13 protein-coding genes are annotated in these 14737 nt (G+C 73.4%); 4 read left to right on the forward strand and 9 right to left on the reverse strand.

Annotated elements, in window-relative coordinates:
- Nucleotides 1-18: 18 nt before the first annotated feature.
- Nucleotides 19-1602, forward strand: coding sequence for a serine/threonine-protein kinase (locus IEY30_RS01995; RefSeq protein ID WP_052358136.1), 1584 nt, complete (start codon nt 19-21; stop codon nt 1600-1602).
- Here IEY30_RS01995 and IEY30_RS02000 read toward each other — a convergent pair.
- Genes IEY30_RS02000 through lpdA form a run of 3 tightly spaced genes read right to left on the reverse strand, consistent with a single transcriptional unit; the run spans nt 1580 to nt 5813 of the window.
- Nucleotides 1580-2488, reverse strand: coding sequence for a TIGR01777 family oxidoreductase (locus IEY30_RS02000; RefSeq protein WP_030146338.1), 909 nt, complete (start codon nt 2486-2488; stop codon nt 1580-1582). The two genes, IEY30_RS01995 and IEY30_RS02000, sit on opposite strands and share 23 nt — an antisense overlap.
- Nucleotides 2489-2515: 27 nt before the next feature.
- Nucleotides 2516-4402 carry a 2-oxoglutarate dehydrogenase, E2 component, dihydrolipoamide succinyltransferase gene (gene sucB / locus IEY30_RS02005; protein WP_030146337.1) on the reverse strand — a complete coding sequence of 629 codons (1887 nt, stop codon included), beginning with the start codon at nt 4400-4402 and terminating at the stop codon, nt 2516-2518.
- Nucleotides 4403-4433: 31 nt separating this feature from the next.
- Nucleotides 4434-5813: a dihydrolipoyl dehydrogenase gene (gene lpdA / locus IEY30_RS02010; protein WP_030146336.1), complete on the reverse strand. Its 1380-nt coding sequence runs from the start codon at nt 5811-5813 to the stop codon at nt 4434-4436.
- A 200-nt stretch (nt 5814-6013) separates the two neighbouring features.
- On the opposite strand from lpdA, the gene IEY30_RS02015 reads away from it, so the two are divergent.
- Both IEY30_RS02015 and IEY30_RS02020 read left to right on the forward strand, forming a co-directional pair.
- Entirely contained in the window at nt 6014-6361 is a 348-nt protein-coding gene (locus IEY30_RS02015; protein ID WP_030146335.1) for a hypothetical protein, read from the forward strand.
- Nucleotides 6362-6537: 176 nt separating this feature from the next.
- Nucleotides 6538-6726, forward strand: a complete 189-nt coding sequence (locus IEY30_RS02020) for a DUF5302 domain-containing protein (protein ID WP_030146334.1) — start codon at nt 6538-6540, stop codon at nt 6724-6726.
- A 69-nt stretch (nt 6727-6795) separates the two neighbouring features.
- Here the strand turns inward: IEY30_RS02020 and IEY30_RS02025 are convergent, their stop codons facing one another.
- On the reverse strand, nt 6796-8265 hold the full coding sequence (locus IEY30_RS02025; protein ID WP_030146333.1) for a leucyl aminopeptidase: 1470 nt from the start codon (nt 8263-8265) through the stop codon (nt 6796-6798).
- Nucleotides 8266-8459: 194 nt separating this feature from the next.
- Between IEY30_RS02025 and gcvT the strand changes: the two genes are divergently transcribed.
- Nucleotides 8460-9578: a glycine cleavage system aminomethyltransferase GcvT gene (gene gcvT, locus IEY30_RS02030; protein WP_030146332.1), complete on the forward strand. Its 1119-nt coding sequence runs from the start codon at nt 8460-8462 to the stop codon at nt 9576-9578.
- Nucleotides 9579-9739: 161 nt separating this feature from the next.
- Here the strand turns inward: gcvT and IEY30_RS02035 are convergent, their stop codons facing one another.
- The 5 genes from IEY30_RS02035 to IEY30_RS02055 are packed head-to-tail and all read right to left on the reverse strand — an operon-like array spanning nt 9740 to nt 14722.
- Nucleotides 9740-10543 (reverse strand): adenosylcobinamide-GDP ribazoletransferase, encoded by an 804-nt coding sequence (locus IEY30_RS02035; RefSeq protein WP_043415587.1) that lies wholly within the window; start codon nt 10541-10543, stop codon nt 9740-9742.
- A gap of 6 nt (nt 10544-10549) precedes the next feature.
- Nucleotides 10550-11170, reverse strand: a complete 621-nt coding sequence (locus tag IEY30_RS02040; RefSeq protein WP_030146330.1) for a bifunctional adenosylcobinamide kinase/adenosylcobinamide-phosphate guanylyltransferase — start codon at nt 11168-11170, stop codon at nt 10550-10552.
- A complete protein-coding gene (locus tag IEY30_RS02045) occupies nt 11167-12021 on the reverse strand; it encodes an ECF transporter S component (RefSeq protein WP_030146329.1) in 855 nt (284 codons plus the stop codon). Before IEY30_RS02045 ends, IEY30_RS02040 begins: the two co-directional genes overlap by 4 nt.
- On the reverse strand, nt 12018-13640 hold the full coding sequence (locus tag IEY30_RS02050) for an ABC transporter ATP-binding protein (protein WP_030146328.1): 1623 nt from the start codon (nt 13638-13640) through the stop codon (nt 12018-12020). Before IEY30_RS02050 ends, IEY30_RS02045 begins: the two co-directional genes overlap by 4 nt.
- Nucleotides 13637-14722 carry an energy-coupling factor transporter transmembrane component T gene (locus IEY30_RS02055; protein ID WP_030146327.1) on the reverse strand — a complete coding sequence of 362 codons (1086 nt, stop codon included), beginning with the start codon at nt 14720-14722 and terminating at the stop codon, nt 13637-13639. The genes IEY30_RS02050 and IEY30_RS02055 overlap by 4 nt, the downstream gene beginning before the upstream one ends.
- Between the last annotated feature and the right edge of the window lie 15 nt (nt 14723-14737).

Here is a 14737-nt window from a genome sequence, read left to right on the forward strand (position 1 = left end):
GACTGCTTGCATGAGCTGGTGACCGACAACGAGCGACCGCAGACCCCGCAGCGGCCCGACGTCCCGGGGCACCGCGTCGAGGGGGTGATCGGGGCAGGGGCCTCGGCCGTCGTGTGGTCCGGCACCGACGCCACCGGCCGAAGGGTCGCGATCAAGGTCCCGCACCGCGGCCGGGACGAGCTCGACCGTCAGCAGTCCGTCGCCGAGCAGCAGGTGCTGCTCGCGGTGCAGCACGACCACCTCGTGCCGCTCCGCTCTGTGGTGCCCCTCGCCGACGGTCGCGAGGCCCTGGTCTTCGACCTCGTCCGGGGCGCGCAGCTTGCGGGCATGGTGCGCAGCCGTGGACACCTCCGCCCCGGCGAGGTCGTCACCGTCCTGACCCCCGTGTGCGAGGCCGTGGCCCACCTCCACTCGGCCGGGGGTCTGCACGCCGACATCTCACCCGGCAACATCACGGTGACCGACGACGGCCGCCCGGTCCTGCTCGACCTCGGGGCCGTCCGGGTGGCCGGTCGCGACCCCGGTGCCGTGCACGGCACGCCCGGCTTCGTGGCCCCGGAGGTGGGCCTCGGCTCCGAGCCCGACGAGGCTTCCGACGTCTACGCCCTCGGCGCCGTCGCGTGGTTCTGCCTGACCGGCAACGGCGCCCCCGACACGACGATCCGCCTCGACCCCGAGACGATCGTGAGCCATCTCGGTCCTGAGCTCGCCAAGGTCGTCGGGGCCGCCATCGACCCCGAGCCGACCCTGCGACCCGGCGCCGCCGAGCTGGCGCGGCTGTTCTACGACGCCGCGACGCCCGAGCCCGTCGAGGTGGTCGTCGGCCCGGACGAGGCGTCGGCGCTGACGCACCGGCTACGCGCCGATGCGGGCCGTGAGCCGGTGCCGGTCCCGTCGCCGCCACGCCGCTGGCCCCGCCGGGTGCTCGCGTCGGCGCTCGTCGCGGCCCCCCTGCTCGCTGCCGCCGGTTGGGCCCTGACGGCCCGAGGCGCCGACCCAGCCCCCGACCCGACTCCCCACGCAGCGGTGACGGGCCGCGCCACCTCCTCCGCCGCCTCTTCCGCCACCCCCTCCGCCAGGTCCTCCGCGAGGTCCAGCGCCCCGACCGCAGCCGCCGGCGCTTCCGATCCCCGTCCGCCGGCGCCTCGGCCCACGGCGTCCCGGGCTCCGGCGGCTCCGGGCCTCGACCGGGTGCTCACGGACCCGTCGAGCCCGTCCCGACAGGCCGAGGACCTCTTGCAGGCCCTGAGCGACCGCCGTGCGGCGTCGCTCGTCGCCCGAGACGCGACCACGCTGACGGGCGTCCACGCGCCGGCCTCAGCGAGTCTCACGAGCGACCGGGCCCTCGTCAGCGGGCTCCTCGAGACGCACACCCGGTGGGAGGGGCTCCGCCTCGAGGTGGCCGATGCCGTGTTCGTGTCGGGGACGTCGACGGAGGCTGTCGTGCGTGCCCGCGTCGACTGGACCGCCTACGTCGTCGTCGACGCCGCGGGCGCGCGCTCACCCCGCCCGGCCGACGCAGGGCGTCAGCTCGACTTCCGCCTCGTGCGCGGGGAGCCGGGGTGGCGGATCAGCGCGATCAGCGCTGCACCAGCCACCTGACGGCGCCCTCGAGGTCGGGGTGCTCGAAGGTGAAGCCGGAGGCGAGCAGCGCCTCGGGCTCGACGCGCTGGCTCGCGATGACGTAGTCGGCGAACTCGCCGATGACGGCCCGCAGGGCGAAGTGCGGCGCCGGCACGAAGGCCGGACGCGACAGCGCCGACCCGATGGCCGACGCGATCTCGCGCTGCCGGGCCGAGCCCGGCGCGGTGAGGTTGAACGGGCCGGTCAGGTCCGGTCGGTCCACGAGGTGCAGGATCGCGCGGACCTCGTCGACGAGGGTGATCCACGGCCACCACTCGCGACCAGACGCCATCGGACCGCCGAGGCCGAGGCGACCGAGGAGGACCACCTGCTCGAAGGCTCCGCCCTCGTGCGCCATGACGAGACCGGTGCGGGTGAAGGCCACTGGGAGCCCCGCATCGACGGCCGGCTGCGCGGCGCCCTCCCAGCGCACGACGACCCCGGAGAGGAAGTCCTGCCCCGGCGCGCTGGACTCCGTGAGGTGCTCGTCGCCGCGGTCGCCGTAGTAGCCGACGGCCGAGGCGTTGACGAGACGGATGGCCTCGCCGGTGCGCTCCTGGTGGGAGACCAGCGCCTGCGCGACCGTGCCGGTGGCGTCGGTGCGTGAGCGCTCGACCTCACGCTTGTGCTCGGCGTTCCAGCGGCGGTCGCCGATGCCGACCCCGGCGAGGTTGACGACGGCGTCGACGCCGTCGAGCGCGGATGACTCGAGCCGGCCCCTGGCGGGGTCCCACTGGACCTCGTCCGGCGCCGAGGGGGCGTGGCGCACGAGTCGGACGACCTCGTCGCCGCGCTCCGCGAGCGCACGACGAAGCGCGCCGCCGATCAGGCCGGACGAGCCGGTGACGGCGACGCGCTTCGTCATGGGGTGCTCCTCATGGTGTGGGGGACCTCAGGCCTCGAATTGGCCCTCTTCGAGCCGGGCCTTCATCGTGCCGAGGAACCGAGCGGCGTCGGCCCCGTCGACGATGCGGTGGTCATAGGACAGCGCGAGGTACATCATCGAGCGGATCGCGATGGTCTCGCCACCGTCGGCGTCGGTGACGACGACGGGCCGCTTGACGATCGCGCCGGTGCCGAGGATGGCCACCTGCGGCTGGTTGATGATCGGCGTGTCGAAGAGCGCACCGCGGCTGCCGGTGTTGGTGATCGTGAAGGTGCCGCCGGCGAGGTCGTCGGGCGTGATCTTGTTGCTGCGAGTGCGTGCAGCGACATCGGCGATCGCACGGGCGAGGCCGGCGATGTTGAGGTCACCGGCGTTCTTGACGACCGGGACGATGAGGCCCTTCTCGGTGTCGACGGCGATCGAGAGGTTCTCGCTGCCGTGGTAGACGACCTCGTCGCCCTCGATGCTCGCGTTGACCATCGGGTGCGCCTTCAGCGCCTCGGTGGCGGCGAGCGCGAGGAACGGCAGGAAGCTGAGCTTCGTGCCCTCACGGGCCTCGAAGTCGCCCTTCACCTTGGCGCGCAGGCGAGCCACCTTGGTCAGGTCGACCTCGACGACGGTGGTCAGCTGGGCCGAGACCTGCAGCGACTCGACCATGCGCGAGGCGATGACCTTGCGCAGGCGGGTCATCTTCTCCCGGGTGCCACGCTTCGGCGAGACCGACGCGGGGGCGCTGGGGGCGGACGACGCCGGAGCGGCGGCCGCAGCCGGTGCGGCCTGGGCAGCGGGCTGGGCCGCCGGTGCCTTGGCGGCCTTCGCGGCCTCGGCGGCGTCGAGCACGTCCTGCTTGCGGATGCGGCCACCGACGCCGGTGCCGGTGACCGAGTTCAGGTCGACACCGTGCTGTCCGGCGAGCTTGCGCACGAGCGGGGTGACGTAGGCGGCTGCGTCGTCCCGCGACGGAGCCTCTGCGGGAGCCGCAGCCTCGGGGGACTGCTGGGCCGGCGGGCGCTCCGCGTCGGCGGCCTTGCCTGCAGCTTCCTGCGTGGCCTCCTCCGGCTTCTCCTGGGCGGGCGCCTTCTCCTGGGCGGGCGCCTTCTCCGGCTCGGGCGCCTTCTCCGGCTCGGGCGCCTTCTCCGGCTCCGGGGCCTTCTCCGGCTCCGGGGCCTTCTCAGGCTCGGGCGCCTTCTCGGGCTCCGGCGCCTTTTCCGGCTCGGGCGCCTTCTCGGCCGGCGCGGCGGCGGCGGACCCGCCGATGACGGCCAGGTCGGCGCCGACGGGCACGGTGTCGTCCTCCTGGACGAGGATCTTCGTCAGCTTCCCGGCGACCGGGGAGGGGATCTCGGTGTCGACCTTGTCGGTCGAGACCTCGAGGAGCGGCTCGTCGACGGCGACGTCGTCGCCCTCCGCCTTGAGCCAACGCGTCACGGTGCCCTCGGTGACCGACTCGCCGAGGGCCGGCATCGTCACGGTCTGGCCGTCGCCACCGCTCGAGGCGGACGCCTCTGCCTGGGGCTTCTCGGCGGCGTCGGCCTCGGGCTCGCTCGTGGCCGGCTGGGGCTCCTGCTCGGTGCTCGGCGCCTCGGGGGCGGGAGCGGACTCCTCGGCCGGGGCCGACTCGGCGGCGGGCGCGTCGTCGCCGCCGGACGGGGCAGCGCCGTCGCCGATGACGGCGAGGTCGGCGCCCACGGGGACGGTGTCGTCCTCCTGCGCCAGGATCTCCTGCAGGGTGCCCGCCACGGGGGAGGGGATCTCGGTGTCGACCTTGTCGGTCGAGACCTCGAGCAGCGGCTCGTCGACCTCGATGCGGTCACCGACGTTCTTCAGCCAGCGGGTGACGGTCCCCTCGGTGACTGACTCACCCAGGGCCGGCATGGTCACGCGTTCTGACATGACGTGTTCTCTCCTCTTCCCAGTTTCTGGCTCAAGCGTGTGCGTGCAGGGGCTTACCCGCCAAGGCCAAGTGTGCCTCGCCGAGAGCCTCGTTCTGTGTGGGGTGCGCGTGGATGAGACCGGCGACGTCCTCCGGGTGCGCCTCCCAGTTGACGATGAGCTGTGCCTCGCCGATCTGCTCGCCCATCCGGGCGCCGATCATGTGGACGCCGACGACGGGTCCGTCGACCTGGCGCACGAGCTTGACGAAGCCCTGGGTGCCGAGGATCTGGGACTTGCCGTTGCCGCCGAGGTTGTACTCGTAGGTCGCGATCTCGCCATGCTTCTCGCGGGCCTGGGCCTCGGTCAGACCGACGCTCGCGATCTCTGGGTCGCAGTAGGTGACGCGCGCGATGCCGCTCTCGTCGATCGGCGTCGGCGCGAGGCCGGCGATCTCCTCGGCGACGAAGATGCCCTGGGCGAAGCCGCGGTGGGCGAGCTGGAGGCCGGGCACGATGTCGCCGACGGCGTAGACGCCCGGGACACCGGTGCGCAGCCGCTCGTCGGTGGTCACGAAGCCGCGGTCGACGGTGACGCCGGCGGCCTCGTAGCCCAGGCCGTCGGTGACGGGGCCGCGTCCGACCGCGACGAGGAGCAGGTCGGCCTCGATCGTCTCGCCGGACTCGAGCGAGACCGTGACGACGTCACCCTGCTGGGTGGCGCCGGCGAAGCGCACGCCGGTCTTGAAGGCGATCTTGCGCTTGCGGAAGGAGCGCTCGAGCTGCTTGCTGATGCTCTCGTCCTCGGCCGCGACGAGCCGCGGGAGGGCCTCGACGATGGTGACCTCGGAGCCGAAGCTCTTGAAGACGGAGGCGAACTCGACGCCGATGACGCCGCCGCCGAGCACGACGACGCGCGCCGGTACGTGGTCGATGGACAGCGCCTGCTCGCTCGTCATGATGCGGCCGCCGATCTCGAGACCGGGGAGCGACTTCGCGTAGCTGCCCGTGGCGAGCACGACGTTGCGGCCGGTGAGGCGGCGGTCGCCGACGACCACGGTGTTCGGGCCGTCGAGGACGCCCGCGCCCTCGACGTAGTCGATCTTCGCTGCCTTGACGAGGCCCTGGAGCCCCTTGTGCAGGCGGCTGACGACGCCGTCCTTGTAGGCGTTGACGCCGGACATGTCGACGGATTCCAACGTCGTCCGCACTCCGAACGACGCGCCCTCGCGGGCGACGTCGGCCACCTCCGCCGCGTGGAGCAGCGCCTTGGTGGGGATGCAGCCCTGGTGCAGGCACGTGCCGCCGAGGCGCCCCTTCTCGACGAGCGCCACCGAGAGCCCCAGCTCTGCCGACCGGAGGGCACAGGCGTAGCCGCCCGACCCTCCACCGAGAATGACGACGTCGTAGTCGCTGGCGGCATCAGCCGGCATCTGGGTGTGCTCCTTCTGGGTGGATCGTCCGCTGGGGCCGTCGTGCGGCACAGGGCGGGAACGTGCAGGAGTACGCGGTGGTGGGCGTACGGGGGGTCGTGCAAGAGCATCTTGTCATTGATCGTGTGCGAGGGCACAGGCAGGTCGGGCCCGGCGCGTGCCGACCTCGTGGGCACGGGGTGACCACGTACAGTGCCGCCATGGGCTGGTTCTCACGACGCGGCAGCCGCAAGGGCGCCGTCTTCCCCGGCCGCTCCGACGGGCCGAAGATGGAGATCGACCGCAAGGCGGTCGAGCAGCACCTGCGCAGCTTCGTGGAGTCCCGCCTCGGGGTCGAGGCCTACGTCGAGCCCGCCACGAGCGTCACCCCGACGACGATCGTGCTCATCGCCTGGGACGGCGAGTGGACGCGCCGCGCGGTGGGCTCGCCCAAGGACGGGTTCGAGATCAGCCAGAAGCTCGGCGTTCCCGTCTACGACGTCAACAAGACCGGCTACCCCAACCGGATGCGCGAGTGGAGCAAGCGCCGACGGCAGGGGGACGCCTGACCGCACGACCCGGCACGCGACCCGGCACACGAACCGCAGGCGACCGTCGCCGGCGGCGGTGCCGCAGACGACAGCCGGCGGCCGAAAGCGAGTGGACCGGGCCCCGGTTCGCTGACAGGGTGAAAGGCGTCCAGTCCGTGCCGGACTCGGCGCCACAGCACACAGGAGGTTCTCGAATGTCGAAGCAGGATGGCGCGTCCAACGGGCCGAGCGAGGAGATGAAGGCCAAGTTCCGGGCCGCGCTCGACAAGAAGCACGCGCACGGTGGCAAGGACGTCTCCGACGACCACGACCACTCCAAGGTGCACGGCGCCCACGGCCCCGCCAAGGCCCAGCAGATGTTCCGTCGCAAGTCTGGCGGCTGAGCCCAGCCGCAGCGACGCGAAGAGGCCACGTCCCCGAGCGGGACGTGGCCTCTTCGCGTGCGGCGGGGCTCAGACGTAGGACTCCGCGATCCCGACGAGGGTCCGCACGCCGAAGCCGGTGCCACCCTTGGGCCAGTAGCCCGTCGGGGCCTTGTCGTTGAAGGCGGGCCCGGCGATGTCGAGGTGGCTCCACGGGATGCCCTCGCCGACGAACTCGGACAGGAAGATCCCGGCCGTCAGCATGCCGCCCTCGACGCCACCCTTGTGGGCCAGGTCGGCGTTGATCGACTCGAGCGCAGGACGCAGCTCCTGAGGCAGCGGCATCGGCCAGACCGCTTCGCCCACCGAGGCGGCGGCCTCGACCACGCGGGCGCGGAAGGCGTCGTCGTTGCCCATGACGGCCGCCGTGTTCGCGAGCGCGACGACCTGCGCGCCCGTCAGGGTGGCGATGTCGACGATGGCGTCCGGCTTGCTCTCGGAGGCCAGCGCGATGCAGTCGCCGAGCACCATGCGGCCCTCGGCGTCGGTGTTGAGCACCTCGACGGTCTTGCCGCCGCGCATCGTCACGACGTCGCTCGGGCGCTGGGCCGTGGAGCTCGGCATGTTCTCGGCCAGGCCGAGGTAGCCGGTGACGGCGATCGGCAGGCCGAGCTCGGCGATGGCGAGGACGGCGCCCGCGACGGCGGCGGCCCCGGCCATGTCGCACTTCATCGTCAGCATGCCGTTGGCCGGCTTGATGCAGAGGCCGCCCGAGTCGAAGGTGATGCCCTTGCCGACGAACGCGATCGACGCCTTGGGCCGCGAGGGCGCGTAGCTGAGGACCGCGATGCGCGGGTCGTTGGCGGAGCCCTGCCCGACGCCCACCGTGCCGCCGAAGCCGCCGGCACGCAGTGCCTTCATGTCGTAGGACTTGAGCTTGACCTTCGTGCCCTTGATGCGGTCGGCGAGCGAGTCGACGAACGTCTCCGGGTAGAGCAGGTTGGGCGGCAGGTTGACGAGGTCACGGGTGTAGGCGACCGCCTCACCGAGCGCTGCCGCCCGCTTGACCGCCTTGCGCGAGCTCGCGTCGGCCGGGCCGACGAGCGCGACGGCGTCGACGGCGTCGGTGCTCGTCGTGCCGGCCTTGGACACGGCGTACGCACCGAGCGCCACTCCCTCGGCGACGGCGGACACGATCTCGACCGACGTGCCCGGCACGACGACGGCGACCTTCTTCTTCTTGTTCAGCGAGCGGATCGCCCCGCCGATGCCCTTGCGCAGGTCCTCGAGGTCCGCGGCGTCGCCCGAGAGGGCTCCGACACCGACGAGCACGACGAGCTTGGCGGTGACCTCTGGCACGGCCGCGAGGGTCGTCACCTCGCCGACCTTGCCGGCCAGCTCGAGGTCGGCGACGACGGACTTGAGGTGCGAGACGGTCTTGCGCGGGAGGCCGTGGCCGGGCGCCAGCGTGGCACCGCCGTCGCCGGGCACGAGCGCCACGACGAGGGCGTCGCCGGGGGTGTCGGCGGCCGAGCGGTTCGAGATGGTCAGGTTGGCCACGTGGGACTCCTTGGTCGGGGTGCTCCCGGGCGGACGATGTCCAGCGTCCTCGGGTGCCGCGGGAGCGGATCTGGTGATGCGCGTCGTCGGTGCAGGGTCGGGTGCTCCAGAGTGCCCCCGTCGCCCCGCGGGTGGGCGGCGTTCGATGATAACGAGCGCAGGCGGCATACCCGGTGGGCGGTAGGTTGGCGCTCATGACGACAGCGACGTCGGGGACGACCGCCCCGCTCACCTCACCCCTGCACGACCGCCACGTCGCCCTTGGCGCGAAGATGGCCGACTTCGGCGGCTGGGACATGCCGATCGAGTACCCCGGCGGCGGCGTCGTCGCCGAGCACACCGCGGTGCGTGAGCGCGTCGGCGTCTTCGACGTCAGCCACCTCGGCAAGGCCTCGGTGACCGGCCCGGGCGCCGCCGACTTCGTCAACGCGTGCCTCACCAACGACGTGCGCCGGATCCAGCCCGGGTCAGCGCAGTACACGATGTGCTGCGACGAGGCCGGCGGTGTCGTCGACGACCTCATCGTCTACCTCAAGGCCGACGACGACGTCTTCCTCATCCCCAACGCCGCCAACACCGCCGAGGTGGTGCGCCGCCTGCAGGCCGCCGCTCCCGAGGGCATCACCGTCACCAACCTGCACCGTGACTACGGCGTGCTCGCCGTCCAGGGCACGAAGAGCGACGAGGTGCTCGAGGCGCTGGGGCTGCCGACCGGTCACGACTACATGTCCTTCGTCGAGGCCGACTGGAACGGCGCGCCCGTCATCGTCTGCCGTACCGGCTACACCGGCGAGCGCGGCTACGAGCTCGTCCCGCGCTGGGGCGACGCGCCGGCCCTCTGGGACGCCCTCGTCGAGGCGATCGAGCCGTTCGACGGCAAGCCGTGCGGCCTCGGCGCCCGCGACACCCTCCGCACCGAGATGGGCTACCCGCTCCACGGGCAGGACCTGTCGCTGCAGATCTCGCCGGTCCAGGCGCGCGCCGGCTGGGCGGTCGGCTGGAAGAAGGAGTCCTTCTGGGGTAAGGCCGCGCTCGAGTCCGAGAAGGCCAGCCCGACCCGCCTCATGCGCGGCCTGCTCGTGACGGGTCGCGGCATCCCGCGCGCCCACTGCACGGTGTCCTTCCAGGGCGCAGCGGCGGGGGAGGTCACCTCGGGCACCTTCTCGCCCACGCTCAAGCAGGGCATCGCGCTCGCGCTGCTCAACCCCGAGATCGCCGACGGCGAGACCGTGTCGATCGACGTGCGTGGTCGCGCCCTGGAGGCGACGGTCGTCAAGCCGCCGTTCGTGCAGGTCCAGGTCCGAGAGAGCTGACTTCGCGCTCTGCCGATGGCGTATGCCGGGTGGCGCACTCTGCGAGCCACCCGGCACCCAGCCCCCACCCCCCACGGTCGAGAGGCCACGAGTGGCCCCTGCGGGCACGTCGAGAGGCCACGAACGGCCGTTGCGACGGTCCCGACGTGGTCGCGTGACGGTCAGGCGTGGGGGAGAGCGGTCACGACCGAGGCCGTGACGAGACCGGCCGCGAGGGCGATCTCGAGGGCGGCGCCGATGACGTCCCCCGTGACGCCACCGAGGCGTCGTACGGCATGGGCCCGGGTCGCGACCGACGCTGACGTGCCGGCGAGGACGACGAGCACAGCCCCCAGCGCCCCTGTCCACGAGGCGAACCCGCCGAACGGCGCAAGTGCGCCGCCCACCGCCGCGGACACCGCCCCCACCGCGACCACGAGGACCAGCAGGTCGGCCTTCGACACGGTCCCTGCCACGCCCTGACCCAGGCCCTCGTGGCGCGCGGCCGGTATGCCCGCGCGCGCGCACACCGCGCACGCGAGCCGGCTGGCCACGAGGGCCACGACGGCCAGGACGGTCCCTGCCGCGGTGCCGAGCAGGACTGCGAGGCAGGCGGCGTCGAGGAGCAGGACGAGGACGACGGCCGCAGCCCCGGCGGGCCCGGTGTCACCCCGCCGCATCACCTCCAGCGACCGGACCGGGTCGTGGCCCGACGTCAGGCCGTCGGCCAGGTCGGCGAGACCGTCGAGGTGCAGGGCTCGGGAGAGCAGCGCCGTGACGACGAGAGCCAGCACGGCCACCACGCCGGGCGGCGCCCACCCCGCGGTCGCGGCGACGCCGAGCGCGACCCAGGCGAGGGACGCGGGGACCGTCGTCAGGGGAGCGAGGAGCATCGCCCGACCGAGGACGGTCCGGTCGACCTGCACCGGCTGCGGGACCCGGAGTGCGGTGAACGTGCCGACCGCGAGCCGCCACGCGTCACGCATCAGGCATCACGCGTCCAGGGTCCGCGGTCTTGGCTCCCACGGCACGACCGGCGCGTCACTGAGGTCGACGACGCGGCCGGCCACGACGAGGTGCACCCGGGCGGCTGCCCGCGAGACGAGTGCGTTGAGCCGGCCCAGCTCGTCCTGGAAGAGCCGTCCGGAGGGTGTCGTGGCCACGAGCGACCACCCGACCTCGTTGGTCACGACCACGACGGGAACCGTTGCGGCGCAGAGGGACTCGACGAGCCGGTCGACCTCCTGCCGGACCGTGGCCGAAGCGGCCTCGAGGTCGTCCCATCCGGCGTCGTCGACGACGGCGGTGAGCCACGTGCCGAGGCAGTCGACGAGCAGCGCTCCGGTGGCGTCAGCGACGGCCGTCGCCACGTCCGTCGTCTCGAGGGTGCGCCACGACCCGGGCCGGCGCCCGCGGTGGCTCTCGACGCGCCGGCTCCACTCGGGGTCGGCCGGGTCGGCCCGTCGGCCGGTGGCGACGTAGGTGACGTCGGGGTGGTCCCAGAGCAGGTCCTCCGCGTGGCGGCTCTTCCCGCTGCGGATCGGGCCGGTGACGAGGGTCGTCGTCCGCGCCGCGCGGGCGCCCGTCGCGTCGGGCCCGTACGGGCTGCTCATCGCCGAGGCTCCGCAGGCGTCAGGGACGCGGGAGTGCTCAGGTCGCTCCCCGGTGCGTCGAAGACGACGGGCACCCCGAAGGCCGCGCGCCGGGCGCCGCGTCGGAAGACGCGCAGGAGCGCGGGCCCGGCGAGCAGGACCAGCACCGCGTTGAGCACGCCTCTCGGCAGGTCCCAGCCGAGCGAGGTCGCGAGGTAGAAGAGGCCGTAGTGGGCGAGATTCTCCGAGAGGGGGGCGCCCGGGACGAAGCCCATGCCGCTGGGGGCGTTCGTGCCGAGGAACGGCCAGAACCAGAGGTTCATGAAGAGACCGAACGCGAGGCCGGTCACGAGGGCGTAGGCCGCGAGGACCCAGCGCTCGGCACGTCCGCCCGCTCGGACCGGGAGCAGCCCGGCGCCGAGGCCGATGCCGCCGGCGCAGATCATCTGGAAGGGCAGCCACGGCCCGACGCCGCCCGTGAGCAGAGCTCCCGTGGTGACGGCGAGCGCGCCCGAGACGAAGCCGACGCCCGGGCCGAGGACGCGTCCCGCGACGATGACGACGAAGAACATCGGCTCCAGTCCGGCGGTGCCGGCGCTCAGCAGCCTGAGGCCCCCGCCGGCGGCCGCCGCCACCCCGAGGACCGCGATCGTCTTGGCGTCGAGGCGTCCGGCGGTGACCTCGGCGAGGCAGACCACGGCGAGCAGCCCGAGCAGCACGGCGAAGAGCCACGGTGCGTCGTTGCCGTGGTCGCGCGCGAAGTCGCCCGTCACGAAGAAGGGCCACGTGAAGGCGACTAGGCCGACGAGGCCGACGACCGAGACGGCCACGACGGCCGGCCAGCGCAGCGGGATGACTCTCCGACCGGTCATGCGATCCTCGCCAGCGCGCCGGCGACCTCGGCGACGGTGAGCCAGGTCTGGGGGAGGAGGACCTTGGTCACCTGCGGTGCGAACGCCGGGGAGGATGCGAGGACCTCGCGGGCCGGGCCGTCGGTGACGACCTCACCGTCGGCGAGGATGACGACGCGGTCGGCCACCTCGGCGGCCAGCTCGACGTCGTGCGTGGCGAGCAGGACCGTCGTGCCCTGGGCGGCCAGGCCTCCGAGCACCTCGCCGAGACGCTTCTTGGCGCCGTAGTCGAGGCCTCGAGTGGGCTCGTCGAGCAGGAGCACCTCGGGGGAGCCGGCGAGGATGACCGCGAGCGCGAGCTCGAGCCGCTGCCCCTCGGACAGGTCGCGCGGGTGGACCTCCGGGTCGATGCCGCCGGAGATGCGCTCGAGCAGGGCGCGGGCCGTGCCGGGTGCTGCCCCGAAGTCGTCGTCGGCGGCAGCGCACTCCGCCGCGACCGAGTCCGCGTAGAGGAGGAGCTCCGGCTGCTGGGGGACGAGCCCGACGACGCGCACCCGCTCGCGCGCCGAGCGGGTGTGGGGGTCGACGGCGCCGGCGCCGACGCGCACGTGCCCGCCGGCGAGCCGGTGCTGGGCCGCGACGGCGCCGAGGAGGGTCGACTTGCCGGCGCCGTTGCGGCCCATGAGCGTCGTCACGGAGCCGCGGGCGACGGCGAGGTCGATCCCGTCGAGGACGACGCGCCCGCCGCGCGAGACGCGGACTCCGGCGAGCGTGACGGCGTCACCCGGGCCGATGACCCGCAGGTCCGCGGCGGGGTGGGGCGTGCTGCCGCCGAGGGCCTCGCGAAGGGACCCGGCCTTGCGTCGTGCGTCGCGGATCGACAGGGGGGTCGGCGACCAGCCGACGAGACGGGAGAGGCCGACCACCGGCGGGTAGATGAGCGAGCGCAGCATCGCGTCCGCCGGGTCGAGCAGCTGGGACACGCGGCCCTCGTCGACGAGGACGACGCGGTCGGCGTGGTGGACGACCCGCTCGAGCCGGTGCTCCGCCAGCACGACGGTGACTCCGAGGTCGTGCACGATGCGGTGCAGCGACGCCAGAACCTCCTCTGCCGCAACAGGATCCAGCGCCGACGTCGGCTCGTCGAGCACGAGCACCCGGGGCCCGGCGGCGAACAGGGCGGCGATCGCGACGCGCTGCTGCTGACCGCCCGAGAGGGTGCGCAGGGACCGCGCACGCAGCGGGGTCAGGCCGAAGAGGTCGAGCGTCTCCTCGACCCGGCGACGGATCGTCGTCGGGTCCAGGCCCATCGTCTCCATTCCGTAGGCGACCTCGTCCTCGACGACGTCCGTGACGAACGTCGACGACGGGTTCTGCTCGACGAGCCCCACGACGGTGGCGAGGTCGCGGGGCCGGTGCTCGGCGGTGTCGAGCCCGTCGACGGTGACGCGGCCGGTCAGCGTGCCGCCGCTGAAGTGCGGGACGAGCCCGTTGATGGTGCGCAGCAGGGTCGACTTGCCGCTGCCCGTGGGACCCACGACGAGGACGAGCTCGCCCTCGGGGATCTCGAGCGTGACGTCGTGGAGGCTGGGAGCCGGGGCATCGGCGTACTGCACCGACACGTGCTCGAAGGTGATCACGGAGCGACCTCCCGGGGACGGGGTGTGAAGAAGGCCGGCGTCGCGGCGACGAGCACGGCCAGCACCGCGAGCAGGGGCACGGCGGGCAGCTGCGCCTGCTGGCTCGGCACGACGCCGTCCCAGCCCTGCGCGGAGGCGACGACGAGGACCGCGGCGGGCACGGCTCCGACGAGGACGGTGACGGTCTCGGTCCACGTCCACCGCTCCCGCCGGTGACCCGAGCGGTGGTCCCGCGAGGCGCCCACGAGCAGGCTCGACCCCGCGAGCACGGCGCCGAGCACGAGCACCGGCAGCCCGAGCACCCCGCCGGCCGAGGAGTCGAGCAGGCCGTAGAGGCCGGCGAGGACGCCGACGAGACCGGCGAGCGCGAGCCCCGTCGCCGCGCGACGGCTCGTCGTGGTCGACCGGACCGCGCGACCGTAGCCCCGGGACTCCATCGATGCGGCCAGGCCGAGCGAGCGTTCGAACGCCGTCTCGAGCACGGGCACCGTGAGGCGCGCCATCTCCCGCAGGCCACGGCCGTCGCGACCGCGCAGGGTGCGGGCGGCGCGCACGTCGCGGGCGTCGGTGAGCAGCTGCGGCGCGAACGTCAGGCCCACGACGACAGCCGTCCCGACGTCGTAGAGCGTGGCGGGGAGATAACGCAGCAGGCGGCGCGGGCTCGCGAGCGCGTTGGCCGCCCCGAGGCACGCGAGGACTGCGGCAAGGCGCAGGGCGTCGTAGGCGGCATACAGCAGCGACTCGAGCGTGACGGTGCCGCCGATGCGCACGGCCGCCGCCCAGTCCGGCAGAGGGACCCTGGGCAGGGTGAGCACGACCGTGTCGCCGACGATCCCGTTGCCGAGCAGCGCGGTCATGACGACGCGGAAGGCGACGACGACCGCGCCGATGACGAGGAAGGCCGGCAGCGGGTTGACGGTGGCGGGGTCACGGCGTTCGGAGACGACGAGGACGCAGACGCCGATGACGAGGAGCAGCAGGACCGGGTTGGTCGTGCGCGACGCGGCCGTGGCGAGGCCCAGACCCCACAGCCACCAGGCTGCGGGGTGCTGGAGGCGGGCCTTGTGCCGGGGCCGCGTCACGCTGGCCGGTGCTCC

Source organism: Terrabacter tumescens, from assembly GCF_014646815.1.
GTDB lineage: Bacteria > Actinomycetota > Actinomycetes > Actinomycetales > Dermatophilaceae > Terrabacter > Terrabacter tumescens.

Bases quoted from the DNA above. Each gene is read 5' to 3' on its own strand.
- IEY30_RS02000 (WP_030146338.1), bottom strand. From the start codon at position 2,488: ATGACGAAGCGCGTCGCCGTCACCGGCTCGTCCGGCCTGATCGGCGGC.
- sucB (WP_030146337.1), bottom strand. From the start codon at position 4,402: ATGTCAGAACGCGTGACCATGCCGGCCCTGGGTGAGTCAGTCACCGAG.
- lpdA (WP_030146336.1), bottom strand. From the start codon at position 5,813: ATGCCGGCTGATGCCGCCAGCGACTACGACGTCGTCATTCTCGGTGGA.
- IEY30_RS02015 (WP_030146335.1), top strand. From the start codon at position 6,014: ATGGGCTGGTTCTCACGACGCGGCAGCCGCAAGGGCGCCGTCTTCCCC.
- IEY30_RS02020 (WP_030146334.1), top strand. From the start codon at position 6,538: ATGTCGAAGCAGGATGGCGCGTCCAACGGGCCGAGCGAGGAGATGAAG.
- gcvT (WP_030146332.1), top strand. From the start codon at position 8,460: ATGACGACAGCGACGTCGGGGACGACCGCCCCGCTCACCTCACCCCTG.
- IEY30_RS02035 (WP_043415587.1), bottom strand. From the start codon at position 10,543: ATGCGTGACGCGTGGCGGCTCGCGGTCGGCACGTTCACCGCACTCCGG.
- IEY30_RS02040 (WP_030146330.1), bottom strand. From the start codon at position 11,170: ATGAGCAGCCCGTACGGGCCCGACGCGACGGGCGCCCGCGCGGCGCGG.
- IEY30_RS02045 (WP_030146329.1), bottom strand. From the start codon at position 12,021: ATGACCGGTCGGAGAGTCATCCCGCTGCGCTGGCCGGCCGTCGTGGCC.